This is a genomic window from Paenibacillus sp. Pae15 (assembly GCF_024519685.1).
Taxonomy (GTDB): Bacteria; Bacillota; Bacilli; order Paenibacillales; family NBRC-103111; genus Paenibacillus_G; species Paenibacillus_G naphthalenovorans.
In genome coordinates, this window is record NZ_JALJRM010000004.1 from 98,404 (window position 1) to 124,211 (window position 25,808).

The following is a 25,808-nucleotide window of genomic DNA, read 5'->3' on the forward strand; positions in this document are numbered from 1 at the left end:
ATCATTGCAGGAGGCTTGAAAGCATGCCGAGAAGCGATGCCGTACTCGCATTAAAGGAGGGCCTTGCCATGACAAAACCAACGGTTCTGTACGAAGCGGACTTGGATCAAAGAAGCTCTCCTTCTATGGTAACGTTTTGGCTGTATGAAGTAAATTCAACCGGATAAACAAACGATTAAAAGCAGGCTTTCGAGTGATTATCGGAAGCCTGCTTTGGTTTCATCCATATTCGTCGAGGGGTCATTTATAAGCCGAGGTAGGCTGCTTTGACATGCTCGTTTTCCTGCAATTGTTTGCCTGTTCCGCTGATGGCCACCTTGCCATGCTCGATGACGTATCCCTTGTCGGCAATCGACAAGGCGTGATGAACATGCTGCTCTACGAGGACAATGGTGATGTTCTTTTTCATTTTTTGGATCGTTTCGAATATTTCATCCACGAGAATCGGTGCGATTCCAAGTGACGGCTCATCCAGCAGCAGCAAGGAGGGCTTGGATGCGAGGCCCCGGCCGATGGCCAGCATCTGCTGTTCTCCGCCGGACAGGTTCCCGGCCATATTGCCTGCTCTTTCTTTTAAGCGGGGGAAGGTATCAAGGATATGGGCGATGGATTCCTCGCGAAATTTCGCCGCCCGCTTGTTATAGCTGCCCATTCGCAGGTTCTCCAGGACGGTCATTTGCGGGAATACCTTACGGCCCTCCGGGACATAGGCGATTCCGAGCTCGGCCATTTTGTGAGCGGGAAGATGGCCTATTTCCTGATCTTTGAAACGGACCGATCCTGTGTGAGCGGTCAAACCTACAATCGACTTCAGTATCGTTGTTTTACCGGCTCCGTTGGTGCCGATGATGGATACGACCTCTCCGGGACTGACATCAAAAGAAACATTCCAGACCGCTTGCACCGCCCCATAGAAAGATTCCAGATTAGTGACTTTTAACATATCCATCCCCCAAGTACGCTTTAATCACCGTCTCATCGTTCATAACCGCCTTTGGGTCCCCGTTGGCAATCATGACGCCGTTCTGGAGCACGACAATGTGATCCGAAACCGCCATCACGGCTTTCATAATATGCTCGATAATCACAATGGTTGTTCCATTCGTACGGATTTGATGAATCAGCCTGATCGCCTCGTCCACCTCGGATGGCGTGAGCCCGCCCATCGGCTCGTCCATGAGAAGCAGCTTGGGTCTTGTCGCGATTGCGCGCGCCACCTCAAGCCGTTTCAAATTTCCGATCGAAAGCTGTCCAGCCGGAATATGCTGAAGAGATTCCAAATGCGTGAAGGACAACATCTCCTTTGCTTTTTCTTGAGCTTCTTTTATATTTTTGCTTTTAGCCAAGGAGGCGACCATCAGATTATCGAAAACGGTTAATTTGGCCAGCGGTTTTACGATTTGGAAGGTGCGTGCGATCCCTATGGCATTCAACTCATGCGGCTTCTTTCCGGTAATGTCCTGACCGTCGTAATAAATTTTTCCTTCGGAAGGAGGGAAGACGCCTGCAATCATGTTAAAACAGGTCGTTTTGCCGGCTCCGTTAGGTCCGATGAGCGCGAGTATCTGCCCTTCTTTCACATGAAAGCTGATGTTCTCATTAGCGGTGACTCCTCCGAACCGTTTAGTAATGCGGTCGATTTTCAGTAAGCTCATGCGGTTCTCCCCTCCTTTTTTTCATGCGTGTCATCCATTTCTTTATCCCGTCAACCATGCCGCCCGGAAGGTAAACGATAACGGCCATAATCATCAGACCGTAAATGACCAGATAAAGGGAAGGGTAGGTTTGCAGCGCAGGAATTCCCTTTAAGTATTCCTGCAGGCCGATAAGCAGCGTGGACCCGATTATGGGCCCGGCGATGGTTCCGATACCGCCGATAACGGTGACAAAAATCATTTCCGCTGAAAGATGAACGGTAAAGGCCATCTCGGGATCGATAAACTTGTTGAACAATCCGTAATAGGAGCCTCCCAAGCCTGTGATCGCTGCAGAAAGAAATAAGGATAGGCTCTTATATCGTGCGGCATGAATCCCCATGGACTCCGCGGCATCTTCATTCTCGCGGATCGCGATGAGCGAATAACCGGTTTTTGTTTTCATCAGATAAGAAATGAACAGACAAACCAGAACCGTTAACGCCAAGCCGAGAAAAAAATACTCTTGTTTATCCGAAACGCTTATGCCAAGAAAGGTGCCGCCGGACTCCAGCATGATCCCTTCGCCGCCATTGGTCACGCTTTTCCAGTTTCGGGCGATAATCAGCAAAATTTCGGCCATCGCCAAGGTTCCTAAACCGAGATAAGGTCCCCGCAGCCGGAATATCAGTTTGCCCAGAGGGAGGGAGAACAGTCCTGCCAGCAGGGCGGAGAGCGCCATGCTCAGAAACATATCCATGTTGAGCTCGTTCATGAAAATCATGGAGGCGTAAGCCCCGATGCCAAGAAACATGGCGTGACCGAAGGAAATTTGTCCGGTGAAGCCGCCGAGCAGGTTCCAGGCTTGCCCCAAGATGATCCAAACGAGAATATAGGAGCAAACGGTGTAGAAGTAAGCGTTTTGTGCGCCGATGAAGGGGACGATCAAGCCTATGGCCAGGGCTGAGACGAGGGCAATGACAGCCGTTTTGGTTTTCATGTTTTATTTCGCCCTCCCAAACAATCCCTGCGGTCTGAACAGGAGAACCAACAGAAAGATGACTAACCCGAACATATCGCGGAAGCCCGTTCCGCCCGGAATGTAAGCCGCACCGAAGCTTTCCGTAACGCCAAGAATCAAACCTCCGAGCGCGGCTCCCGGAATGGAACCCATGCCGCCCAATACGACGATGACGAATGCTTTAACGACAAAAAGTGTTCCGATGGAAGCATAGATGGGATAATTGGCCGCCAATATATTTCCGGCAATCCCGGCAAAGGCCGCACCGAGACCGAAGGTTAAACCGGAGATGACCGACACGTTGACGCCGACAATCGTAGCCGCCATAGGCTCTTGTGATGCGGCACGGATGGCAAATCCGGTATCTGTTTTCGTTAAGAACTTGTGCAGACTATAGATCAAGAGTGCGGTGACGACAAAACCGGCCGTAAGGGTGGCATTGAGCGACAAGCTTCCGAAATGCCATACTTTGTTTTCCCAATACAGGTTTTCACCGTTAAGACGCAGGAATTTAGGTCCGATAAAAGCGGGAAGCGCCATCACATTGGCAAATAAAATTCCCGTGCCTGCCGTAAGCAGAAGCGTATTTTCCTCGCGAGCTTTTTTGGCTTTTTCAACAAACCATCGATAAAGAAAATACCCGATAGCAAAACAAACGGGTACAGAGAACAACATGCTGATAAAAGGATCCATGCCGAATTTGGAAAACAGGAAATAACTGATAAACATACCGATCATCACGAATTCGCCGTGGGCCATATTGATGACGTGCATAACCCCGAATATCAGGGTCAACCCGAGGGCGATAATGGCGTAAATACCCCCGATCAGCAATCCATCCAGGAGGGTCTGGAGCATAGGTGTACTTCCTTTCTGTAAATAAAGTCGGGCAAGAGGGGACGGGGGATCCCATCCCCTCCGCCACGATACGCATCGTAAAGAATGCCTCTCTGATTCCTGCCGGGCTCTTTACCAGCCTTTGAAATCTTTCATTTGATCCTGTGCGTACTCATCCGGATACACGGTGATCATTTTTCCGCCGATCCATTGGGAAATATCGGTCATGCCCTTGTTCTGATTTTTGTAACCGTCAAAATCTTCGAACTTCACACGTCCAAACACCGTTTCCAGATCGGTGGCTTCCAGCGCTTCTTTTACTCCTTCACGATCCAGGGTTTTGGCGCGCTTCAAGGCGTCGGCGATGACATAAATCGCTGCATAGCCCTCTACCTCGTGCTCGCCGGGCTCATGCTGGAACTTGGCGGTGAAGTTTTTATGGAACTCCTGGAATTTCGGATCCTTTTTGTTTCCGTGCCATGGGCCTGCGGTCAATACCGTTTCGGCGAGCTCGCCGGACTGCTGCGCAAAGCCGATGATCGAGTGGCCCGCGCCGGTACCGACAAACATCTTTGGAGACAGGCGGGATTCTTTGGCTGCCTTCATGATTTGAGTGGCGTCGTTGTCATCCCCGGCGGTGACGATAACCACCTCGGGGTTAGCCGCTTTGATTTTTTCCATTAATGGCTTGAAGTCCAGCTCTCCGGCTTTATACTTTTCCAGCGTGAATGGAATGCCTGCGGAGTCGGTATATTTTTTGATGCCGTATTCATACACCGCTTCACCGAACGCATTATCTACATTGATATAGGCGATGGATTTCGGCGGATTGGTTTGAAAGTAGTCGCGCAGAGCGGAGGTGTACATTCCGGCTGTCGGGCTTAAACGAAATACGTAATCATAATCGCTCATCGTGGCTTTATCGGAGCTGCCGTGATCGATCAGGTAAGGGATTTTATTTTCATTGGCCACTTGGGCTTCGACCAGGGTGACCCCGGATGAGCGTCCGCCGGTCAGCAGCAAAATGTCCTTATTGGCCACCAGCTTCTCCGTCGCGGTTTTACCCACCTGGGGCTTTTCTTGAGAATCTTCAATGATAATTTCGAGCTTTTTCCCGTTGATCCCCCCGGCCGCGTTAATTTCTTCAACGGCAAGGGAGTAGGCTTGCTTGAATTTTTCTCCGAATACGGCCGAACCGCCTGTCATCGGCAGCACGGCGCCGATTTTCAGGGTACCTTCACTGGAGGGGGCGGGCGTTCCGGCGTTCGAAGGTGCATTCGTCTCCGCAGCTCCGCATCCGCTGAGAAGCGAGCCTGCCAGAAAGACGGCGGACAAAACACCCCAATAGGCTTTTCGTGAATTTTTCATGGCTTACTCTCCTTTGAATGAATTAAAGCTGAATGACAATCAATTTTTCTTCGGTCATTTCCGAAATGGCATAACGGATTCCTTCTTTGCCGATTCCCGAGTCCTTGACGCCGCCGTAAGGCATATGGTCGGCACGGAAGGTAGGAATTTCATTGATCATGACCTGACCGACGTGCAGCCCTTGTGCGGCACGGAAGGCGGCATCCAGATTCGTGGTGAAAATCCCGGCATTCAGGCCGTAACGGGATTGATTCGTTAGACGAACCGCTTCTTCCACCGAGCCGACGCGATTGATGATGACAACGGGGCCAAACACTTCCTGGCAAACGACCTTCTCTGACTCGTTGACATCGGTCAAGATGGTAGGGGGAATGACTTGTCCGTTGGCTTCACCCCCGGCCAGGAAAGTCGCACCGGATTGCCGGGCTTCGTCGAGCCAGGCCGTAATACGCTGCAGGCTGCGTTGATTCACCACGGCGGAGACATCGGTTTGTTCATCGGAAGGAGCTCCGACGATTAATGTTTTGGCGGCTTCGACAAAGCGTTCCACAAAAGCATCGTAAATCGCTTCGTGCACATAAATCCGCTGGGTATGAATACAAACCTGTCCCGCGTAGGTGAAGGCACCGGTTAAAGCTTTAGGAACGGCTTTATCGAGATCGGCCTGCTCGTCGATGATGAGCGCCGAATTTGATCCTAATTCTAGGGTGATCTTCTTTAAGCCCGATTGGGAACGAATGAGCTTTCCTACTTCGGGAGATCCCGTAAAGGAAATTTTCTTCACTCGTTCATCCGCCAAGAGAACAGGCCCCAGCGTCGGTCCATCCCCTGCAACGACATTCAACGCACCGTCGGGAAGTCCGGCGTCCCGCAGCAGTTCAGCGAGCTTGAAGCTGGTCAGCGGCGTTTGTTCCGCCGGCTTAAGCACGATCGTGTTACCGCTTGCAATCGCAGGAGCGACTTTGTGGGCTACCAGGTTCAGGGGAAAATTGAACGGTGTGATAGCTCCAATCACTCCAATAGGTTCCCGGACGGTAAAAGCGATTTTTCCTTCCCCGCCTTTGGCCGCATCCATCGGGATGGATTCTCCGTACATCCGCTTGGCTTCCTCGGCGGCGAACAAGAACGTTTGAATCGACCTGGTTACTTCCATGCGGGCGGTTTTAATCGGTTTCGCCGCTTCCAGGGAAATCGTTCGGGTGAAATCCTCCGCCCGCTCTTCCAGCAATTGTGCGGCTCTGTATAAAATGCTTGACCTTTCATGAGAGGAAAGGGTTTTCATAAGTGCGTAAGCCTGTTCGGCTTCTGCAATGGCTTCCTCCATTTCCTCCGGTGTAGAGAGCGGGATTTCGGCAATGGTGGATAGATCATAGGGATTCTTTAATTCATAATGAAAAAAGCTCGATTTCCATCGTCCCCCTATAAAATTGGCTTTTCTTATTACAGCTGCCCCATTCAACGGATGTCCCTCCTTTTTCTCGCCTTCGTACGGCTCAAGTTATAAATAAGCAAAGTCCATGCCAAAGCTTTTTGTATCAAATAAAGGCTAGCGCATGTTTGGAGAGCGGCTGATAACCGAAAGCCCACACCTCAAGTGTGGGCTTTCGCACAGCAACTATTTAAAAATCGAGCGATTTCGCACAGTATCCGGGCGCTAGAATACCTCGCCAAAGTATTTCTTCACTCTCCGCTGTAATGAAAATCGGCTGATCCCCAAGAGCTGGGCCGATTTACTTAAGTTCCACCGTGTTTGATGCAGAGCCTGCTCGATATATTGCTTCTCCAATCTCTCCAATTCCCGTTCCAGATGAAAAGCTTCCGGGAAAGGGCGGACGGTTTCGCGGACGGAGGCCTTTTCGCAGTCATTTTCCGCCGCTTTGAGATCCAACTGATGCAAGGCCTCGATGACGATTTCCTCCGGCAGTTGGGAAGGGGTGATCATGGTGTCATGGTTGAGGATGACCAATCGTTCAATGCAATTTTTCAATTCCCGCACGTTCCCCGGCCATGGATATTGGCGGAACAAGTCCAGTACGGCGGGGGAAAAGCCGGGGATATTTTTGTTGAGCTTGGCGGACAGCGATTTCAAAAAATGGTCGGAGAGCAGCACCACATCGTCTCCGCGGTCGCGCAAAGGAGGCAAATAAATGGGGACCACATGCAGACGATAATAGAGATCCTTGCGAAAAAGCCCGGTATCGACCATTTCTTTCAGATGACGGTTGGTTGCCGCTACCACGCGAACATCGATCGCCCGATCCTTTGTGCCGCCTACCCGGCGAAGCTTCCGATCCTCCAGGAACCGCAAAAGCTTGACTTGAATGTCCAACGGCAGTTCTCCGATTTCATCGAGAAAGATGGTGCCTCCGCAGGCTAATTCAAGCAAACCGGATTTTGCCTTGTCGGCCCCCGTAAACGCATGCTTCTCAAAACCAAAGAGCTCGCTCTCGAGAAGATTGGAGGGTATTGCGCCGCAGTTCAGAGCGATAAAGGGCATTTGCCGGCGATGGCTGCAGGCATGGATGGCATGGGCAGCCAATTCCTTTCCTGTGCCGGTTTCTCCCATAATCAGAATACTTGTATTGGTCTCGGCCACTTGGCGGATTTGGGCAAGCACGTCCAGCATCGGACGGGACCCGCAGATGATCGGAGGGTGATCGATAGGCTGCTCCCCCTGATGCCGGGGGGAACCAAGCTCCGCCGCCTTTTTCTCCTTTGTCCACACGCTTTCGATGAGGGTCAGCACATCCTCCAGTTCAAACGGTTTATCAATGTAATCAAAGGCTCCCGCTTGAAGGGCCTTGACCGTGGATTGGGCATCTCCGTAGGCCGTCATCATCAGCACGGTCACGTCGGGATTCATTTTTTTAATGTCCTTCAGAATCTCGATCCCGTTTTTCCCCGGCAGCCGAACATCCAAAAATACCAGATCCGGCTGAACCTCAGCGATCCGCTTCAGCCCCGATTCGCCGGTTTCTTCGGTCCAAACCGAAAATCCCTCATCCTCCAAACCCATTTGCAAGGACAAGCGGATAACCGCTTCATCATCAATAATGACCACTCGCTTCATCAACATGCTTCCTCCTCTTCTTCGGTATTGTAAAGGAAAATACGGTGCCTTGTTCCTCATCTCCAACATCTTTGGCGTCAATATGTCCGCCGTGCTCCGTCACGAGCCGGTGTACGACAGACAACCCTAATCCGGTTCCCTTCGGATCGGTCGTAAAAAAGGGATTAAATATTTTATCCGCATGTTCGGGAGGGATTCCGATGCCATTATCCGAGATGTCGATGCGGAGTTCTTCGGAGTTTTCCGTCATGTGAATGACAATTTTGCCTTCTGCAGACGGGACCACTTTAATCGCGTTCAGCAGTAAATTCAGATAAATCTGTTTCAAATGATCCGGATCGTAAAAGGCGAAAAGAGGGGGATGCGTCTGTCGTACTTCAATGCGGATCTGTTTGTCCCGGATGGGCTGAGCGAGAAGGGCCAGTACTTCATCCAGTACTTGGCGGATGTCAACCCGGAGCAGCCTGGCAAGCTGCGGCTTGGCGAAATGAACCAGCTGAATGGTTAGCCGATTCAGCCTTTCAATTTCCGACTGAATTCCGGTGAGCAGCATATCGTTTTGCTCATTTCCGGCAATCCGCCTTTGCAGCACCTGCACGCTCGTTTTCATTCCCGTCAGCGGATTGCGGATTTCATGGGCCATACCTGCTGCAAGCTCACCCAGCGCGGCTAATCTTTCCAGGCGGGTCAGCCGGACTTCCATCTGTTTTCTCTCTTCCATTTGCCGGACCATTTGATGAAAGGCGTCGACAAGGATTCCGACTTCATCCTTCCTTTGCAGCATTTCCTCGTTTTCCTTTTCAAGGTGGAAGGGCTGCCCGTCCCGAACCTGATCAAACCATCCGGCCAGACGTTTCAATGGCTTGGCAATGTGGTGCGCCAGCAGGATGGTTGCCTGAATGACGAATATACTGGCAATGACGATGGTGATCAGCGTATACTTCTGGATATTGGTTAAGGCTGGGGAAAACGGATTTATCGTTACCAGGATGCCTATGCGCCAATTCCATGGTTCATAGGTATCAAACAGCAAATACGACTGATGAAACCAGGTATTGTCAAGGATGACCCGGCCATGAGGCTGATCCGTTCCGGACAGATGCAGCCGGAGCTCCGTCCATGGATCGGACGGCGCCAATAACATGACCTCTCCTTCGACAATGACCATCTCGTTCTTCCACAGCTTTTGGGTAAACTCGATACTATCCTTCTTTCCTTCTGTCAATGAAACGGCCCGGGCGAGGACTTTCTGATGGATGTGCTCCAGCTGCAGCAGCGCTTGATTAAGGCTTAACGCCGCTTTTTCTTCCATGCTCTGGCTATAGTTTTTATAAGCGGACCAATAGGAAATTCCCCCGACGAAGAGAACGGGGAAAATGACCAGCAGGAGAAAGGGAAGCATAATTTTGGTTTCAATGGAGGGTGAGAATGGGATCTTCTTCATTTTTCCTGTTCCTTTTTCTTCTATAGAATGTGCTGACCGTTACCAGACAGAGAAGAGAGACCAGGACGCCGGGTAAAGCCGGATTCGTCCATTCGCCTTCGAGACGGAAGAAGAGGATTTCCATGATATAGATCGAGGTGCCGCCGACAAATCCCGCCCATGCCCCTTCCTTGGTCGCCCCCTTCCAGAACAGTCCGCCATACAGGGGGACGAAGAACGTCGCGGCAAAAAATCCCCATATATAGCTGCTGTAATCGAGCAAAGTTCCGGGAGGAATAAAAGCCATCAGCAAAGAGACGGTTGCTCCAATGGTAACAAGCCATCGGCTCACGCGAATCAGCTTCTCTTCAGTGGCTGGGCGTTTCACGGCATAACGATAAATATCCCAGCTGAAGCTCCCCGCCAGAACCAGAAGCTGGGAGTTGGCCGTAGAAACGGCGGCAGCCATAATGGCCGTCAAAATCAGTCCGGCCCAATAGGGGGCGAATAGGCGTTCCACTGCCATGGGCATGATTTCGTCTAACGATACGGCCGCAAGCTCCGGGGATAAGGCCCGGATTCCCAGGCTGGTGAAGATCAGAACGGCATACGTCGCAACCAGCAGGATGAGGGAGATGCCGATCATTTTGACTGCAGTGGAACGATCCTTCGCCGCGAGCACCCGGTTCATATATTGGGGATAGGTGGATTTGCCCAATGCCCAGCTCATAAACATAAACATGCCTAAATAAAAAAGCGAGGACCGGTCTGCGGCCATTGGGGATGGGATGCCCTGCGGCAATGAAATGGAAGCGGATACAAACTTTTGTGCAGTGTGCAGGCTTCCGCCAAGCTCCTGATAAACGAGGATGGCTCCGGTGAAAGAACCTATTAGAATTAACAAAAAATTGACCATATCTGTCCTGGCAACGGATTCAAAGCCGCCAAAGGTCGTGTAGATCAGGAATAAATAAACCAGTAACACAGCCAGCGCGTAAGGAATTTCCAGCATATGGCCGACAACGAGGCCAAAACCCCGAATCTGCAGCATGATATAAAACAGGTGGGAAAAAACGACCGCCATTCCGCCTACTGCCTGCAATCTTCTGCAGCCATAACGGACATAGAAATATTCCGGGAGCGTACGAAGGGATTTCCGGAGGGATTGATGGGCCAACCGGTTGGTCAAAGGAATAAAAAGCAGCGCCCCTGCGAACCAGCCCAGAACGCCGAACACGGACGGATACAGACCGAAGCGGTAGACGCTGCCCGTAATGAATAGCATGGAAGTGGCGCTAATCCATGATGCGCAGAACGTACAAACGCCCAGAAATACGCCCATATTCCCATGGCCTATAAAATAATCCTTGCTGCTTTTCACCCGATCAAATCCGTATTTTCCAAACCACAGCAGCACGATACTGTAGAATAAAAAATAGAGCAGGTACAACAGGCTATGTTCCATCCAAGCTCCTCCTTAATGGACTGCATACAAGAGACGATTCAACCATTCATGCGATGAATAATTTTACCAGTTAAATATATACCAAAATATGAACAAGATCTATTGGAAACGCATTAAATGGATAATTTTATACCATAAATGTTAAATAGATTGCATATCAAAAGATTGAAAATTGCTATAAAATGAACTATTAGCAAGTGCTGGAGGGAGGATTATATGAGAATCAGATGTATTCAATGGACAACTTTATTTGTTTGCATCATGCTGATGGCAAGTACATTGGCGGGTTGTTTCGGAGGTCATGATCAGGATTCCGATAATTCTTTCGGCAAGAACGGCAAACCGTATGCGGGCACAAGTATAACCGCTTACATGGGGGTTAGCCCTGCGGCGGATGTGATCAGGTCGATGCTGCCCGAATTTGAGTCCCAAACCGGGTTGAAGGTCAATTTGCAGATTTTGGCCAATGAACAGCTGAGCCAAAAGCTGTCCGTTCAATTAACGGCAGGCAGTTCCAATCCCGATGTCTTCATGATTCGCCCGTTGGAAGAAGTGAAGCTTTTTCATAAAAACGGTTGGGTACAGCCGTTGGATGAATATGTGAGAAGAAATCCGGATTATGACTTTGATGATTTCTCCAAATCAGCCATAGAATCTACAACGGCCGACGGGAAGCTGATTTCCGTGCCGCTTTCCACCGAACAGCAAATTCTATACTACCGGAAAGACTTGCTGGAACAAGCCGGCATACCCGTTCCCAAAACGTTGGATGAGCTGGAGGAGGCGGTAAAAAAGCTGCATGATCCGGACAATGGCGTCTACGGTTTTGTGGCCAGGGGGCAGAGGAATGCACTTGTCACTCAGCTTTCGTCTTTCTTATATTCGGAAGGCGCCGATTTTCAAAAGGACGGTAAAGCGACAATCAACACGCCGGAAGCCATCAAGGGGATCAGCAGATATGCCAATTTGCTGAAAAATTATGGTCCTCCGGGTGTTTTGAATATGGCCTGGCCGCAAGCGATGGGTGTGTTTGCCCAAGGGAAAGCGGCGTTCTTTACCGACGCGAGCGCGATCTACAGCAGCATGCTTGATCCCGGTACGTCGAAGATTGTGAATAAGGTTGGTTTTGCTATGTTCCCTGCGGGCCAGGCCGGGGCCAAGCCTTTTAATATCACGGCTTGGGGACTGGCGATGAATTCCGCATCGGCGAATAAAGAAGCGGCATGGACATTCATCGAGTGGGCAACCGGTAAAGACCTTGTCTTGAAATCGCAGCAAAGGGGAAACCCCGGAGCGCGGAATTCGGTATGGAATGATCCTCAAGGGGTTTCCGGATTTCCGGAGGAATATATCCCTGTCATAAGCGAATCCATACAAGTCGGGGTGGGCCATGACCGCCCGCAGGTAATCAGTGTAAGCGAGGCGCGCGATATCATAGGCGACATTGTCATTAAGGGCTTGTTAGGCGAGGATATTAAAGACGCAGCAGATAAGGCCAATCAAGCATATCAAGCGATCATCGACAGGGAGAATGCCAAATAATACATCATTGCAGGAGACGTCGTATGAACATAAAAATGAACACCTTCGGCAAAGTGATCACGCTCGTCTTTTCTTTGCTTATCCCGATCATTTTATTATATGGATATTCCCATCAAGTAAGCATGAACGTGGTTCGGGAGACGGTTGAGGACGGAAATCGCAACCGGCTTTCTTTTTTTATGAGCCAAATGGAATTAATGATCGAGCAGTTTACCAAGTATTCGGTGATTGCCAGCCGGGACTACAGTATAAAAGAATATTTGGAGGGACGCAGCACAGGCAAACCGCTCGATCAGGTGCAAAGAAAAATGCGGATTGTGGAAATGCTGAATATGCAGATTGCAACCAGCGGCTGGAACAATCAGATTATTCTCCATTTGTCGGATTCCAAGGAAGTCATATCCACCGACTATTCGGTTGAATACAACCAGGACTATATCGATCAGACGGAATTAAAAAAATGGCTGCACCGGGATACGGTAGTCTTTGGAGCAAAGCAGATGTTCTTTTCCCGAATGAGGGAATCCGATAACCCGAATTTACTTATTGAGGTTAGATTTACAGATGACAATCTAAAAAATATGCTGAATCAGCTGAAGCAGGGCGGGAGGAGCGAGCCTTTTTTCTATCTGGCCGGTAAGGAGCCGATCTTAAACCGTACGGCGGATCATACGCTTGTGAGCAGCGCCGTCGAACAACTAGACCGTTTGAAGCTGGGCAAGAGCGGAAATTTGACGATATCGCTGAATGAACAGCAATATATTGTCAATTATATCCGTTCGGAAAGCCTTGGCTGGTATCTCGTGGATCTGGTCCCGCTGGAAAGTATCTATTCTCCGATTACGGTCAGCCGGAATTTATTTTATACTTCGGTCGGTCTGCTGATGGTGTTAAGCATTTTGATGACGTTATTATTGTACCGGAATGTTCAAAGGCCGATTCAATTGCTGCTGCGCGGCGTACAAAGAATCAAAGACGGGCAGTATTCCGTAAGGCTTCAGAAGCAGCCCAACAATGAATTTGATTTTTTATTTAACAGCTTTAACCAAATGGCCGAACAAATCCAAGAGCTCATAGAAAAGGTATATAAAGAAACGCTCCGCTCGAGGGAAGCGACTTTGAAGCAGTTACAATCGCAAATCAACCCTCATTTTTTATATAATTGTTTGTTTTATATCAAGAACATGGCGAGTTTGGGAGAAAAAGAGGCCGTGGTGGCCATGTCTCTGAATTTAGGAGAATATTACCGTTATACGACCAGGCTCGAAAACCCGATGACCACCATCAGGGAAGAAATGAAGCTGATCCAAAATTATCTGGAGATCCAGACGATGAGAATGCAGCGTTTAGGCTACGAGATCGCGATTCCTGAAGACATGATGGAATTGGAAATTCCGCGCCTGCTGATTCAGCCCATTGTGGAGAATGCCGTCATCCATGGGGTGGAGAATCAGTTGGAATTCGGCATCATTCATATCAAAGGCGAACGTTCCAACGGGACGAATCGGATCATTGTAGATGATAACGGCGGCGGCATGTCGAAGGAGGCCATGATAGAGCTCCAAACCAAAATCAACGTGCCCATGGATGAACAAACAGGCTGCGGACTCTGGAACATTCACCAGCGTTTAATTCACATGTATGAAGGGAAATCCGGGTTGTTTTTTTCACCGTCACCCTTAAACGGACTTCGCGTTGAAGTGATATGGGAAACGGCCGGCGGTTCAAAGAAAGGAGAGGATGGAGATGTTCCAATTACTGATCGTAGATGATGAAGCCAGTGTCGTGGATAGTCTTGCAGATACTCTTCCTTGGCCTGAAGCCGGAATCGGCTCCGTTTATAAAGCGTATTCCGGATTTGAAGCACTGGACATCTTAAAAACCAATCCCATCGATATTATCATGACCGACATCCGGATGCCCGGCATGAGCGGATTGGAGCTTTTGGAGGAGGTCCGCCGCAATTGGAAAAAAATTAAATGCATTTTATTGTCGGGACATGCGGAATTTGAGTATGCCAAGCAGGCGATTCAGCATAATACCTTTGACTACCTGTTGAAGCCGATTAGCGATGAAGCGATTTTATCGAAGGTGAAGCATGCGGTGGATGTATTGCAAAGGGAGCGCGAAGAAAGTCAGTCTTACCAGCGCGTGCTGAAAGCGTTGGAGGAGAACCTTCCGAAGCTGAGGGCCGAGCTGTTAAACGAATTATTGCAGGGTGTGAAGTATTCCAAGCAGCGATTAACGGAGAAGCTGGATTTGCTTAAGATGAGCATTGCTCCCGATTGCCCGTTCGCTTTAATGCTGGTTCGGATGGAAGGGCAGCTTTCGGAGCTGGATTTTTACAGCTTGTCTTTGATGGAATATGCGATCGGCAACATGGCGGAGGAAATATGCGAAGGTTATTTCCATCTATGGCCGGGTAAAGACGTTTACGGCTATTTGGTCTTCGTTGTCACGGTTACCGATGAGAAACAGGCGGAGCTTGCCCAAACGGAGAATAGGCGGGAGACCGTAGAAAATCAGCTGCAGCTTATGGCCTCCCAATTACAGCTTAGCGTGAGCCATTATCTGAAAGGGACCGTTTCCGTCTTGATAAGCAAATGGGGGTCGTTCCCCGATGATATGAATAGGCTTTACCAGGACAGCCTGTTATCCCTCCGCAGGCGGGTAGGAAACCAGAGCGGGCTGTTGATCTACGTATCCGACGAAATGGAGCAGCAGCCTGTCCATTCGCTGCAAAGACTATATGAACCGCCCCTGCTTATCCATTTGCTGGAGTCGGGGAATTGGGATGCGGCACATGAAAAATTAACGGGCATCCTGGACGAGCTTCACATGAAATGGGCGGATTCCGCCGAGCATCTGATCGAAGTTTTTTTCTTCGTCTATGCTTCCTTCAGCTCCTTTGCCCATAAAAACGGCCGGGAGCTGGCGCAAATGATCGGACCTGTGTTGTCCGATGCAGCGGGCTTGACGGCATGCCGTTCGATCGCGGCTTTGGAGAACTGGATGTTTCAATCGTTTCGGCGGCTGCAGCAGTGTATGGAGAATGAAACGAGGAACAACCGAGAGAATGCCGTCCGCAAAATCCAGCAGTTTGTCCAAAAGCATCTGGTGGAGGATGTTTCTTTACAGGCCATCGCCGATCATATGTATATGCATCCTGTGCATGTCTCCCGGATTTATAAGCTGGAGACCGGAGAAAATATAAGCGATTATGTCCTGCGCCTCAAGATGGAAATGGCCGCTTCTTTGCTTGCGGATAACACATTGAAAAACTATGAAATTGCTCTCAAGCTGGGCTATCAGAACCCCAACTATTTTATCAAAGTGTTTAAAAAGTACTATTCCTTAACTCCGCAGGAGTTTCGTTTAAAGATTGAAGAAGGAAAATAACAGCCCTATGGATGCAGCCGCCTCGGAACGAGGTTTGGCTGCATTTTTGTGTCGGTGGCCATCGGCCCAAAACACGTTAATTTTGTATCACGAAAGTTAAATAGTTGTCATTTTATCGTAAGCGTGTACACATTACAATGAACATGAAAGCAAGCTGAAACGATTTTGCACCCTATTGAAGGAGGTCTTTTTCATGAAACCATGGGTAACCAAAGCAATGGCCGTCACTTTGATGGCATCGGTTGCCGCAGGCTGCAGCGGCGGGCCGTCGGCAGGCGAAGCGCCAAAACAGGAGAAGCCGACACAAACGTTAACGTTCTGGATGAAAAAACAATTGTTCGAGGATCAAAATAAATTGATCCTCGAACGGGCTAAACAATTTGGAGCCGAAAATCAGGTCAATGTCAATGTCGAACTCATCGCCTATGAAGATTTTTATCCCAAATGGTCCGCGGCCATCGAATCCAAAACGACTCCGGATGTATCCTTCTTCGGATATCAGGAAGTAGGGCAGTTTTATGCCAAGGGTGTTCTGGAGGATGTAAGCGATTTGGTGAAAAAGGTAGAAAGCGATAATGGCGAAATTCATGAAAGCATGAAGAAAGCGATCAGCTTCCAAGGCAAGCAGTACGCCGTTCCGTTTTGGACGGAATCGCAGGTGCTTTATTACCGCAAAGATCTGCTGAAAAATGCCGGCTTCGATGCGCCTCCGAAAACCTGGGATGAGTTTAGGGCAATGGCGAAGAAGCTTACGGATCCTGGTAAAGGCGTATACGGCGCGGGGCTGGGCTACGGAAAAGGGAACTCCGACGCTGAATTTTTGACAAGAGCGATTATCTGGTCCTATGGCGGCTCGCTGGATACGAAGGACGGCAAGACCGTCATCGTGAACAGTCCTGAAACGATTGCAGCCGCGAAGTTTATCAAAGAGATGTTCACCGTGGATAAGAGTACGCCTCCAAGCTCCATCGGTTGGGATGACAGCGGGAACAACAAGGCGTATTTAAGCGGTCAGGCCGCGATGATTTTCAACGTCGGAAGCGTACTCGGCACGATCAAGAAAGACAACCCTGAGCTTTACGAGAATACCGGCATTGCTCCTATTCCGGCCGGACCTAAGGGAAGCGTCATTCCGGGCATCAGCAACAACCTGGGCATTTTTAAAGATTCCAAAAATAAAGACCTGGCGAAGAAGTTTGTCGAGTACATGGTGAAAGAGGATTGGTACAAAACCTGGGTGGAAAAAGGCGCTCCGCTGACAGGACCGATCTATCCGGAATTGGCCAATGAGCCGGTGTGGCAGGAAGAGAAAAACAAAGGGTTTGTGGAATCCATCAAAAGCTTTGCGTTCCTGGGATTCCCCAGCGAGTACAATCCGAAGGCGGGAGAAGTATTCAACCTGCGTTACGTGAACGATACATTCCAGAAGCTGTTGCTCGATGCCAACTATACTCCGGAAACGGCAATCCAAGATTTGCATGCCAAAATTGAAGAAGTGTACAACAAACAATAATGTCCAAAGGCGGTTAAGGTATCAGAGGAATTCTCCTGATACCTTAACCTAACAAGTAAGGCGGGGTGCGGCTTGAAAACCAATATAGATCATAAACTTGCCTATGTGTTAGTGAGTCCGGTAGTGATTTACCTGCTTGCCATCATGGTTCTTCCGTTCGGATGGGCGGTCTATTTAAGCTTTACCAACAAAGTCGTGGGTGTACCTGCCACGTTTATCGGTTTGAATAACTACATTGAATTAGTCAAAGACTCGTTGTTTTGGAAAGCCGTATGGAACACCATCCTGTTTACTGCGGCAGCCGTCATCGCCAAAACGGTGTTCGGCATGATTATGGCCTTGGTATTGAATGAAAAAATCGTGTTTCGCAATCTATTTAGAGTTCTGTTATTTCTCCCTTGGACAATTCCGACCATCGTCTCGGTCTTTACATGGCAGTGGATATACTCCGACGTTGGAGGCGTACTGAATTTCTTATTACTAAAAACCGGCATCATCAGTCAACCGGTAGGCTGGCTGTCCACTCCGGATTTAGCGATGTTCTCCGTTATTCTGGTCAATGTCTGGCGGGGCATTCCGTTCATGGGCATTGCCATCCTTGCAGGTCTGCAGACCATATCCAAGGAAATGTACGAAGCGGCTATGCTGGACGGAGCTGGGGCGGTCAAACGCTTTTTCTATATGACCCTGCCTTCCATCAAAGAAGTCACGATACTGGCAGCCGTGATGACCACGATCTGGACGCTGAACGATTTTGAAATCATTTGGTTATTGACCCGCGGAGGTCCGGACAACGGCACTCAAGTATTGTCTACACTCAGCTATACGATAGGGTTTTTGAACATGAGCCTGGGTAAGGCGATTGCCATTGCGATCATGACCATGCCTCCGCTGATTATGCTCATCAACTATGTAACGAAGCGTTCGCTTTCATCGAAAGAGTAGGTGGTCCGCTATGGAAAGAAATTCATTAAGCAAGCAAATCATAGTTTACGCAACGTTGGCCGTTTTGTTGATCTTCGCCCTGTTTCCGCTGTATTGGATGATCAATACCTCCTTTAAATCACAAAGCGAGATCTACAATATGACCCCGACGTTCTGGCCTCATCACTTCGGCTGGTCGGCCTATGTCAAATTAATGGAAAAAGAATTTCTCGTCAATATCAAGAACAGCCTGATCGTTTCCCTGGTTGTATCCTTTGCGTCTATTATCGTCAGCATGCTTGCGGCTTACGCCATAGCCAAGCTGAAATTCCGGGGCAGAAGCATGATGTCCAAAGGAATCTTGTATGCCTATTTGATGCCGAGAGCGGTATTGTTTATTCCGCTGTATATGCTGGTGTCCTCTATCGGATGGAACGATTCCATCTACGGCCTGATGCTCATCTACCCGACCATTACCGTGCCGTATGCGACATGGATGCTGATTTCGTATTTTAAATCCATTCCCGTGGAAATTGAAGAGGCGGCGATGATCGACGGCTGCACGAGGCTTCGAACCATGCTTAATATTATCTTTCCGCTGTCGGCTCCCGGTATTGCGGCTACGTTCATTTTCGCTTTCACCTTGTGCTGGAGCGAATACCTGTACGCACTGGTCGTGGTGACCAAGAGCGTCGACAAAACGATTACGTTGGGCTTGTCCGATATGATCGTGGGTGACGTATTTGCTTGGGGTCCTCTGATGGGCGGCTCCATCATTGCTTCCATTCCGGTCATTATCATGTATCTCTTTACATCCAAATATATGGTTAGCGGCATGACGGTAGGAGGAGTTAAATAATGACACAGGCGAAAAAAGTATTAGTGACGGCGACCAATTATTCGACGCTTTGTGCAGAAGCCAAGCAGCTGTTGGAAAGCCACGGCTGTGAAGTGATCGAAAACAAGCTGGGCCGGCCGCATACGTTCGAGGAGCTTAAGCCTCTTGTGGGCGATATCGATGCCGTGGTTGCCGGAGTCGATACATGGGACGAAGCGGTGTTCCAACTGGCCCCCAAGCTGAAGATCATCGCAAGATTCGGTGTCGGTGTAGATAATATTGATTTGGAGAAGGCCAAGCAATACGGAATCCGGGTCACCAATGTACCGGGAGGTAACGCCAACGCAGTGGCGGAGCTGGCCGTCGGTCTGATCCTGGGCGCGATGCGCAACATTCCGGGCCTGCATCAGTCGGCAAGAAGAGGATACTGGGACCGGTTTGTAGGGGCGGAATTGATAGGCCGCAAAATCGGACTGCTTGGCTTCGGAAATATCGCCCAGATGGTAGCCAAGAAGCTGCAGGGCTTTGATGTACAGCTGTATGCCTACGATAAGTATCCAAATGTGGAAAAAGCCAGGGCGCTCCATGTCACCTTAACCTCCTATGAAGAAATATTGCGCGAATCCGATGTGGTCAGCATGCATCTGCCCAGCCTGAAGGAAACGCATCATTTTATGAACCGCGAAACCTTCGGCATGATGAAGGACGGGTCCTATTTCGTCAACACGGCAAGAGGAGCCGTCGTCAGTGAAGAAGCGCTCGCCGAGGCGCTGAAATCCGGGAAGCTGGCCGGAGCGGCTATCGATGTATACGAGCAGGAGCCGGTATCCGCTGACAATCCGTTGTTTCAGCTGCCGAATCTCATCACGACGCCTCATACGGCAGCGGAAACCTATGAAACCTATCATAAAGTCAGCCTGACAACAGCACAGGCGATTCTTGATGTATTTCAAAATAAGGTACCGGAGAACATCGTCGTTTAAACAGAAACAAGCGGGGTGAGAAGATGAAGCCGAGTGTAGTCGTTGTGGGCAGCTTGAATCAGGATATTGTGGTTCAGGTAGAGGAGCTGCCCCGGGAGGGCGAAACGCTGATGGGCATCGGCATGTCGGAGAGCCCCGGCGGGAAGGGAGCTAACCAGGGGGTTGCAATCGGAAAGCTGCAGGCCTGCGTGAGCATGATCGGCAAAGTGGGCTCCGATCCGCACGCCGCCAGCCTGATGAAATCGCTGCAGCAGGCAGGAGTAGATACCCGATATATCATGACGTCCAATCGTCCGACAGGGTTGGCCTTCGTCACGGTCGACCGGGCGGGAAGCAACCATATTGTGGTTATTCCCGGAGCCAATCATGAGCTGACGCCGGAGGATATCGACAGCCAACGTCAAGCCATCGAGAAATGCGAAATCGTCGTCTTGCAGCTGGAGATTCCCTTGAAAACGGTGGAATATACGCTTCGGTTAGCGAAGGAGCTGGGGAAAACGACGGTATTGAATCCGGCGCCGGCCCAAATGCTCCGTGACGAGATCCTGCGTTTTGTGGATTTTTTGATCCCCAATGAGCATGAACTGCAGAGCATGTCGGGTATGACGATAACGGACGCGTCTACTCTTCAAGCGGCGGCCCGGGTTTATTTAAGCAAGGGCGTTCGTGCGTTAATTGTTACGTTGGGCGGCAAGGGCTGCTGCTATATCGATCATGAAAGAGTACAGACCTATCCGGCCCGCAAAGTGAAGGCGCAGGATACCACCGCGGCCGGTGACAGCTTTATCGGAGGCTTTGTCGCGGGATATCTCAAGTATCATGATGTGGACCTAGCCATTGAACTGGCTCAAAAAGCAGCGGCGATAACGGTAACCAGGCATGGAGCGCAAAGCTCTCTTCCCACCTGGGAAGAAGTAGCCGCCTTTGACTTATCATAAAGAGGAGATGCAGGAATCATGAAACATTTATACGGTGTGACAACAGCTATGGTAACCCCATTTGACCGCAATGGGCAGGTAGACCTGGAAAAAGCGGCGGGTTTGACGGAGTTCCTGATCTCCAAAGGCGTGCATTGTTTATACCCTTTGGGTACAACGGGCGAAATGGTCAGACTGTCCGTATCCGAACGAAAAGCCGTGGCGGAAACCGTAGTCAAAACCGCTGCGGGCAGAGTGACCGTGTTTATCCACGTGGGAGCAGTAACCCTGGAAGATACGATAGAGCTTGCGCAGCACGCCCATTCCATCGGCGCTGACGGCATCGGCGTCGTAACCCCGATTTTCCTGGGCGCCAACGACAGGGAAATGGAACAATACTTTGCAAGCGTAGCTTCAAGCATTCCCGGGGATTTTCCAATGTATCTTTACAATATCCCTCAATGCGCCGCTAACGACTTGAAGACGGAAGTGGCCCAAAGAATAGCAGAACGATTCAAGAATGTGATCGGCATCAAATACAGCTATCCTGACTTTTTGAGAACGGCGGAATACCTTGGTATTAACGATGGGCATTTCTCGGTGATGCACGGCACGGACCGCTTGTTCCTGGCGTCTTTGGCTATGGGCTGCGACGGCACCGTATCCGGCGTATCATGCGTATATCCCGAGCCTTTCGTCGCCTTGTATCAGGCCTTCCAGGAGAAGGATCTGGAAAAGGCGAGACAGCTGCAAAAAGTAGCCGTAAAATATTGCGAGACGTTGAGAAACGGAAGCAATATGTCCTACTTTAAAGAAGCGCTCAAAATGAGAGGCGTGGACGTTGGTTATATGAGAGCGCCTCAATTGGACCTGACTCCGGAAGAAAAGATGCAATTGCAAAACCGGTTAAATGAATTAAATAACGAAACGCGTTATATCCAGGCATGATTTTCGATTAGGTCCTCCGTTTTCGGAGGGCTTTTTTTATATGCAGGGACGCCATAAGGCTGATTTCGGTTTTCCTTGGATCCGTGGCAATCGGTTTCAGCGCTTCTGGAATATATATCCATCATATGTAAAATCATCTTACTCGGGATGTAATATCATAGCCTGCATCGAACATCATCGTAAACGAAAATGACATAAGAATACAAATGCAATAATATCATTTTTTTCTCCAAATCGCGGGGACGATGCATCATGCGAAGGAAGCCGTCCTCGAATTGTCCTTGTGCGGCAATGCATTGATGCATTGCCGTTATCGATCGGGCCGGCACCGCAATGTTCGTGCAAACAACGTTTGGGACGTCGGGCCGCCGCATGGCGAGCATGGTCGAACCATCGATTCCGCCTGCCTTTTTCCTGATATGCAAGTAATTATATCGGAATTTAAGAAAAAATGTCAAGAAAATCTCGAAATGCTATTGACAACCTTCTGCTGCGTCAAATAATATAACGTCAACAGCAGTTTGAAAATGATAATCGAATATCACTATTTGATAATTATTCTATGAGGAAGTATGGCTCTACGTAAGGAGGATCGGTGTGAGCGCAGAGAAAACGTTGGACATTCTTGATTTGTTCAGTTTGGAAACTCGCGAGCTAAGCGTGGCCCGCATCGCGGAATTGCTGGATCAGCCCCAAAGCTCTGTGTACAGGCATCTAAGGACATTGAAGGAGAAGGGGTACATCGTTGAATCGAACACAGGGACCTACAGGCTCGGATACCGTTTTTTGGCGCTGGCCAAAATTGTAAGAGCCGATAATACCCTCTCATCCATTGTCCTGCCAGTTATGAGACATCTCACGAAAGAAACGGGAGAAACGTCAATCCTGACGATTGTATCCGAGTTGAATGTCGTTTGTTTGGAGACGATCGCTTCTCCGCAGCCGATTAAAGTATCCGCAGAACAGGGGCAGCTTTTGCCTTTGCATGCAGGCGCTTCATCCAAGCCGTTTCTGGCATTCATGCCGGAAAAAACGGTGGACGAGCTAGCCAAACGGGGAGACCTGCGCCAATTTACGGAACATACGATTACGGATGTGCAGCTGTTGAAAGCGGAGCTGGCGCAAATCCGCAAGCAGGGCTATGCGGTGTCCGATTCCGAGGTGGATGAAGGCGTTTATGCGATTGGGGCGCCCATCCGGGATTCGGAAGACCGGATCGCCGGGGTGCTAAGTATTGCGGGGCCAAGAGAGCGCTTCTTAAACAAAGAGGTGGGAAGCTTGGTGCAGCATGTGCTGACGGCCGTGGAGGAAGCGCAAAAATATTTATAGCCTCGGAGACCGCCGTCTAAATGGACGTTTGGAATAAGACACACAACAAGGGATTGTATGCCAATGCAACTATTCGATTTGGTTATAAGCGGACAGCTGGTCTTGGAGGATAAGGTGGTTGTCGGGGAAATCGGCGTGAAGAACGGAAAAATCGCTTGTATCGCAAAGGAAGGAGGCACGCTGGAAGGCAAGGAACACAAGCCGTTCGGCAAAGCCTATATTTTTCCCGGCTTTATCGATACCCACGTGCACTGCTTCAGCAATCCGGACGAAGGGTTTATCCGGACAAGCGCCTCCGCTGCGGCGGGCGGCGTAACGACGTTCCTCGATATGCCCTATGATCTCCCGCATCCGATCAATCATGTGGAGCGGTTCAAGCGCAAGACGGAGCAAGTGGAGAAGGAAGCGATCGTGGACATTTGCTTATGGGCGACGATATCCAAATTCGACGGAACGGATCAAATCGGTCGGCTTGCCGAAGCAGGCGCGGTCGCCTTTAAATTGTCCACGTTCGAGACGGACGCCTACCGATTCCCGAGGATTCCCGATCACGAAATGCTGAAGGCGATGAAGCTGATCGGAGAGACCGGGCTGCGTGCGGCTTTTCATTCCGAAAACAACGAAATCATCAGCGATCTTATGGAACGGTATCGGCAGGCGGGCAGCGTTTATCCGCGCGCTCATATGGAGACGCGTCCGCCTGTCACCGAATCGAGCGAAGTTTTGAAGCTGATGGAATTCGCATATTGGACGGGTGCGAAAATTCACATCGTGCATGTCAGTCATCCGCGCACCGTTGATTTGATTGAAAACTTTAGACAGAGCGGCCTGGACGTGACATGCGAAACGTGTTATCCGTATCTGCTGCTCGACGTAAACGATCTGGATCGGCTTGGGCCCAAGGCAAAGATGAATCCGCCGCTTCGCCATCCGGAGGATGTACAGGGGATGTGGAAGCATCTGCAGTCAGGACGAATTGATCTGCTGAGCTCGGATCATGCGCCATGGGGGAAGGAGAAGAAGGAAGCGGGCAACAACAACATCTTTATGGCTTCTTCAGGCCTGTCGGGCGTCGAGCTCCTTGTGCCGCTCATGTATGACGGCGCCGTGGCCAGCGGCAAGCTGACTCCGGTCGAATTCGCCAAGGTCATGGCGCAGCATCCGGCGGAGGTGTACCAAATCGCGGGGAAAGGAAAATTGGCTCAAGGCTATGATGCCGATTTTACGGTTATCGATCCGGACGCTTCATTCACGATCGACGAAACCAGGCTGCGTTCGATATCCAAGATGACGCCTTTTCACGGCAGAAGATTGCGGGGCAAAATCGCCTGCACTTTTGTCCGGGGCCGTGTTGTGTATGACGGCAGCGAAGTCGTCGCGGAGCCGGGATATGGAACCTTTGTCGCCGGTCATGTCCGGCAAAAGGCCCCGGGACAACGATGTAAAGGAGGGCATATATGATTCGTTTCGACAACGTGAACAAACGATACGGAGATATCCACGCGCTTAAAGATATCAGCTTTCAGGTCGAGAAAGCGGAATTGGTATCCTTGATCGGTCCGAGCGGCTGCGGCAAAACAACGATGCTGCGTATGATCAACCGGTTGATCGAGGCAAGCTCCGGCACCATTTATGTTCAGGGCCGGGATATTTCCAAGGTCGATCCCGTTGAACTGCGGCGGAGCATCGGCTATGTCATTCAGCAGATTGGCCTGCTTCCCCACCTGACCATCGGCAAAAACATCGGTCTGGTGCCGAAGCTGAAAGGCATGAAAGAGTCGCAATATGCTGCGCGCATCGATGAACTGCTCGATATAGTCGGCCTGGATTCGAAAGTGTTCCGAAACCGGTATCCTTCCGAGCTCAGCGGGGGGCAGCAGCAAAGAATCGGCGTAATTCGCGCATTGGCCGCCGAGCCTCCGATCGTATTAATGGACGAACCGTTCAGCGCATTGGACCCGATCAGCCGAGAACAGCTTCAGGACGAACTGGTCCGTTTGCAGAAATCGATCCATAAAACGATCGTATTCGTCACGCATGATATGGACGAGGCGCTTAAAATTTCCGACCGGATTGCGATCATGAATCAAGGCGAAATCGTGCAGTTTGACACGCCCGAAGCCATTCTGAGGCAGCCTGCCAACGATTTTGTCAGAGGGTTTATCGGGGAGAAACGGCTGGCCGCCGCCAAGAAAAGCGCAGAAACCGTACTGGACGTGATGGTTTCACAATCGTCCACGCTGACACCGGAACATCGGATCAAAGACGCTTTGGCGGTCGCGGAGGCATCCTCGCTGGATGCGGTTCTTGTCACTGACAAGGACGACCGTTTAGTCGGCTATGTTCCGGCGGCGGACTTGAGAAGCCATACAGGTGTCGGCGAGCGGCCGTTGGGTGAGATGACGAAACGCGGCATGCCGCAAATCGAATATTCATCGCACTGGAATGAGGCGGCGAAGCTGATCGTCGATTCGGACGGGCGTGCGGTGGCCGTGATGAGGAATGGCAAGCCCCTGGGGATTGTAACCGAGAGGTCAATTCTGAGACAAATGCTGCGTGAGCGGGCTTCCGCAGATGCGTAAGTGGAGGTGATGAGT

General features: G+C 50.2%; 22 protein-coding genes. 13 read left to right on the top strand and 9 right to left on the bottom strand.

Annotated elements, in window-relative coordinates; genetic code table 11:
* Window positions 1–23 precede the first annotated feature (23 nt).
* Window positions 24–167 carry a hypothetical protein gene (locus NR121_RS04775; RefSeq protein ID WP_160327407.1) on the top strand — a complete coding sequence of 48 codons (144 nt, stop codon included), beginning with the start codon at window positions 24–26 and terminating at the stop codon, window positions 165–167.
* A 77-nt stretch (window positions 168–244) separates the two neighbouring features.
* Here NR121_RS04775 and NR121_RS04780 read toward each other — a convergent pair whose 3' ends face one another.
* The 9 genes from NR121_RS04780 to NR121_RS04820 form a co-directional block, all read right to left on the bottom strand.
* Window positions 245–943, bottom strand: coding sequence for an ABC transporter ATP-binding protein (locus NR121_RS04780; protein ID WP_175471946.1), 699 nt, complete (start codon window positions 941–943; stop codon window positions 245–247).
* On the bottom strand, window positions 927–1,655 hold the full coding sequence (locus NR121_RS04785) for an ABC transporter ATP-binding protein (protein ID WP_062410607.1): 729 nt from the start codon (window positions 1,653–1,655) through the stop codon (window positions 927–929). The genes NR121_RS04780 and NR121_RS04785 overlap by 17 nt, the downstream gene beginning before the upstream one ends.
* Window positions 1,624–2,634 (bottom strand): branched-chain amino acid ABC transporter permease, encoded by a 1,011-nt coding sequence (locus NR121_RS04790; RefSeq protein WP_062410608.1) that lies wholly within the window; start codon window positions 2,632–2,634, stop codon window positions 1,624–1,626. Before NR121_RS04790 ends, NR121_RS04785 begins: the two co-directional genes overlap by 32 nt.
* Before the next feature lie 3 nt (window positions 2,635–2,637).
* Entirely contained in the window at window positions 2,638–3,513 is an 876-nt protein-coding gene (locus tag NR121_RS04795) for a branched-chain amino acid ABC transporter permease (protein WP_062410609.1), read from the bottom strand.
* A gap of 111 nt (window positions 3,514–3,624) precedes the next feature.
* On the bottom strand, window positions 3,625–4,860 hold the full coding sequence (locus NR121_RS04800) for an ABC transporter substrate-binding protein (protein ID WP_062410610.1): 1,236 nt from the start codon (window positions 4,858–4,860) through the stop codon (window positions 3,625–3,627).
* A 22-nt stretch (window positions 4,861–4,882) separates the two neighbouring features.
* Entirely contained in the window at window positions 4,883–6,319 is a 1,437-nt protein-coding gene (locus NR121_RS04805; RefSeq protein ID WP_054817344.1) for an aldehyde dehydrogenase family protein, read from the bottom strand.
* 195 nt (window positions 6,320–6,514) lie between these two features.
* A complete protein-coding gene (locus NR121_RS04810; RefSeq protein WP_054817345.1) occupies window positions 6,515–7,930 on the bottom strand; it encodes a sigma-54-dependent transcriptional regulator in 1,416 nt (471 codons plus the stop codon).
* Window positions 7,908–9,374, bottom strand: coding sequence for a two-component system sensor histidine kinase NtrB (locus tag NR121_RS04815; RefSeq protein WP_074727399.1), 1,467 nt, complete (start codon window positions 9,372–9,374; stop codon window positions 7,908–7,910). The genes NR121_RS04810 and NR121_RS04815 overlap by 23 nt, the downstream gene beginning before the upstream one ends.
* Window positions 9,343–10,818 (bottom strand): sodium:solute symporter family protein, encoded by a 1,476-nt coding sequence (locus tag NR121_RS04820; protein ID WP_256830732.1) that lies wholly within the window; start codon window positions 10,816–10,818, stop codon window positions 9,343–9,345. The genes NR121_RS04815 and NR121_RS04820 overlap by 32 nt, the downstream gene beginning before the upstream one ends.
* 216 nt (window positions 10,819–11,034) lie before the next feature.
* Here NR121_RS04820 and NR121_RS04825 point away from each other — a divergent pair, with 216 nt between their 5' ends.
* The 12 genes from NR121_RS04825 to NR121_RS04880 all read left to right on the top strand — a co-directional run bounded on the left by NR121_RS04825 (window position 11,035) and on the right by NR121_RS04880 (window position 25,793).
* Window positions 11,035–12,360 carry an ABC transporter substrate-binding protein gene (locus tag NR121_RS04825; protein ID WP_256830734.1) on the top strand — a complete coding sequence of 442 codons (1,326 nt, stop codon included), beginning with the start codon at window positions 11,035–11,037 and terminating at the stop codon, window positions 12,358–12,360.
* Between the two features lie 23 nt (window positions 12,361–12,383).
* Window positions 12,384–14,132, top strand: a complete 1,749-nt coding sequence (locus tag NR121_RS04830; protein ID WP_256830736.1) for a sensor histidine kinase — start codon at window positions 12,384–12,386, stop codon at window positions 14,130–14,132.
* Entirely contained in the window at window positions 14,107–15,759 is a 1,653-nt protein-coding gene (locus NR121_RS04835) for a response regulator transcription factor (protein WP_074727396.1), read from the top strand. Before NR121_RS04830 ends, NR121_RS04835 begins: the two co-directional genes overlap by 26 nt.
* Before the next feature lie 193 nt (window positions 15,760–15,952).
* Window positions 15,953–17,272 carry an ABC transporter substrate-binding protein gene (locus NR121_RS04840; protein ID WP_062410617.1) on the top strand — a complete coding sequence of 440 codons (1,320 nt, stop codon included), beginning with the start codon at window positions 15,953–15,955 and terminating at the stop codon, window positions 17,270–17,272.
* 72 nt (window positions 17,273–17,344) lie between these two features.
* Window positions 17,345–18,217, top strand: a complete 873-nt coding sequence (locus NR121_RS04845; protein WP_054817350.1) for a carbohydrate ABC transporter permease — start codon at window positions 17,345–17,347, stop codon at window positions 18,215–18,217.
* 10 nt (window positions 18,218–18,227) lie between these two features.
* Window positions 18,228–19,055 (top strand): carbohydrate ABC transporter permease, encoded by an 828-nt coding sequence (locus NR121_RS04850; protein ID WP_062410618.1) that lies wholly within the window; start codon window positions 18,228–18,230, stop codon window positions 19,053–19,055.
* Complete coding sequence (locus NR121_RS04855; protein ID WP_074727395.1) at window positions 19,055–20,017, top strand: phosphoglycerate dehydrogenase; 963 nt, start codon at window positions 19,055–19,057, stop codon at window positions 20,015–20,017. The genes NR121_RS04850 and NR121_RS04855 overlap by 1 nt, the downstream gene beginning before the upstream one ends.
* A 23-nt stretch (window positions 20,018–20,040) precedes the next feature.
* Complete coding sequence (gene rbsK, locus NR121_RS04860; RefSeq protein WP_074727394.1) at window positions 20,041–20,955, top strand: ribokinase; 915 nt, start codon at window positions 20,041–20,043, stop codon at window positions 20,953–20,955.
* An 18-nt stretch (window positions 20,956–20,973) separates the two neighbouring features.
* A complete protein-coding gene (locus tag NR121_RS04865; protein WP_074727393.1) occupies window positions 20,974–21,882 on the top strand; it encodes a dihydrodipicolinate synthase family protein in 909 nt (302 codons plus the stop codon).
* A 597-nt stretch (window positions 21,883–22,479) separates the two neighbouring features.
* Window positions 22,480–23,211 carry an IclR family transcriptional regulator gene (locus tag NR121_RS04870; RefSeq protein ID WP_062410623.1) on the top strand — a complete coding sequence of 244 codons (732 nt, stop codon included), beginning with the start codon at window positions 22,480–22,482 and terminating at the stop codon, window positions 23,209–23,211.
* A 63-nt stretch (window positions 23,212–23,274) separates the two neighbouring features.
* On the top strand, window positions 23,275–24,672 hold the full coding sequence (locus tag NR121_RS04875) for a dihydroorotase (protein WP_054817355.1): 1,398 nt from the start codon (window positions 23,275–23,277) through the stop codon (window positions 24,670–24,672).
* Entirely contained in the window at window positions 24,669–25,793 is a 1,125-nt protein-coding gene (locus NR121_RS04880) for a betaine/proline/choline family ABC transporter ATP-binding protein (protein ID WP_054817356.1), read from the top strand. Before NR121_RS04875 ends, NR121_RS04880 begins: the two co-directional genes overlap by 4 nt.
* The last annotated feature ends 15 nt before the right edge of the window (window positions 25,794–25,808 follow it).

What these genes read in the sequence shown, in the direction of transcription:
- NR121_RS04785 (WP_062410607.1), bottom strand. Translation starts at nt 1,655, where the DNA reads ATGAGCTTACTGAAAATCGACCGCATTACTAAACGGTTCGGAGGAGTC.
- NR121_RS04790 (WP_062410608.1), bottom strand. Translation starts at nt 2,634, where the DNA reads ATGAAAACCAAAACGGCTGTCATTGCCCTCGTCTCAGCCCTGGCCATA.
- NR121_RS04850 (WP_062410618.1), top strand. Translation starts at nt 18,228, where the DNA reads ATGGAAAGAAATTCATTAAGCAAGCAAATCATAGTTTACGCAACGTTG.
- rbsK (WP_074727394.1), top strand. Translation starts at nt 20,041, where the DNA reads ATGAAGCCGAGTGTAGTCGTTGTGGGCAGCTTGAATCAGGATATTGTG.
- NR121_RS04825 (WP_256830734.1), top strand. Translation starts at nt 11,035, where the DNA reads ATGAGAATCAGATGTATTCAATGGACAACTTTATTTGTTTGCATCATG.
- NR121_RS04775 (WP_160327407.1), top strand. Translation starts at nt 24, where the DNA reads ATGCCGAGAAGCGATGCCGTACTCGCATTAAAGGAGGGCCTTGCCATG.
- NR121_RS04875 (WP_054817355.1), top strand. Translation starts at nt 23,275, where the DNA reads ATGCAACTATTCGATTTGGTTATAAGCGGACAGCTGGTCTTGGAGGAT.
- NR121_RS04840 (WP_062410617.1), top strand. Translation starts at nt 15,953, where the DNA reads ATGAAACCATGGGTAACCAAAGCAATGGCCGTCACTTTGATGGCATCG.
- NR121_RS04835 (WP_074727396.1), top strand. Translation starts at nt 14,107, where the DNA reads ATGTTCCAATTACTGATCGTAGATGATGAAGCCAGTGTCGTGGATAGT.
- NR121_RS04780 (WP_175471946.1), bottom strand. Translation starts at nt 943, where the DNA reads ATGTTAAAAGTCACTAATCTGGAATCTTTCTATGGGGCGGTGCAAGCG.
- NR121_RS04880 (WP_054817356.1), top strand. Translation starts at nt 24,669, where the DNA reads ATGATTCGTTTCGACAACGTGAACAAACGATACGGAGATATCCACGCG.
- NR121_RS04830 (WP_256830736.1), top strand. Translation starts at nt 12,384, where the DNA reads ATGAACATAAAAATGAACACCTTCGGCAAAGTGATCACGCTCGTCTTT.
- NR121_RS04855 (WP_074727395.1), top strand. Translation starts at nt 19,055, where the DNA reads ATGACACAGGCGAAAAAAGTATTAGTGACGGCGACCAATTATTCGACG.
- NR121_RS04795 (WP_062410609.1), bottom strand. Translation starts at nt 3,513, where the DNA reads ATGCTCCAGACCCTCCTGGATGGATTGCTGATCGGGGGTATTTACGCC.
- NR121_RS04820 (WP_256830732.1), bottom strand. Translation starts at nt 10,818, where the DNA reads ATGGAACATAGCCTGTTGTACCTGCTCTATTTTTTATTCTACAGTATC.
- NR121_RS04815 (WP_074727399.1), bottom strand. Translation starts at nt 9,374, where the DNA reads ATGAAGAAGATCCCATTCTCACCCTCCATTGAAACCAAAATTATGCTT.
- NR121_RS04810 (WP_054817345.1), bottom strand. Translation starts at nt 7,930, where the DNA reads ATGAAGCGAGTGGTCATTATTGATGATGAAGCGGTTATCCGCTTGTCC.
- NR121_RS04865 (WP_074727393.1), top strand. Translation starts at nt 20,974, where the DNA reads ATGAAACATTTATACGGTGTGACAACAGCTATGGTAACCCCATTTGAC.
- NR121_RS04800 (WP_062410610.1), bottom strand. Translation starts at nt 4,860, where the DNA reads ATGAAAAATTCACGAAAAGCCTATTGGGGTGTTTTGTCCGCCGTCTTT.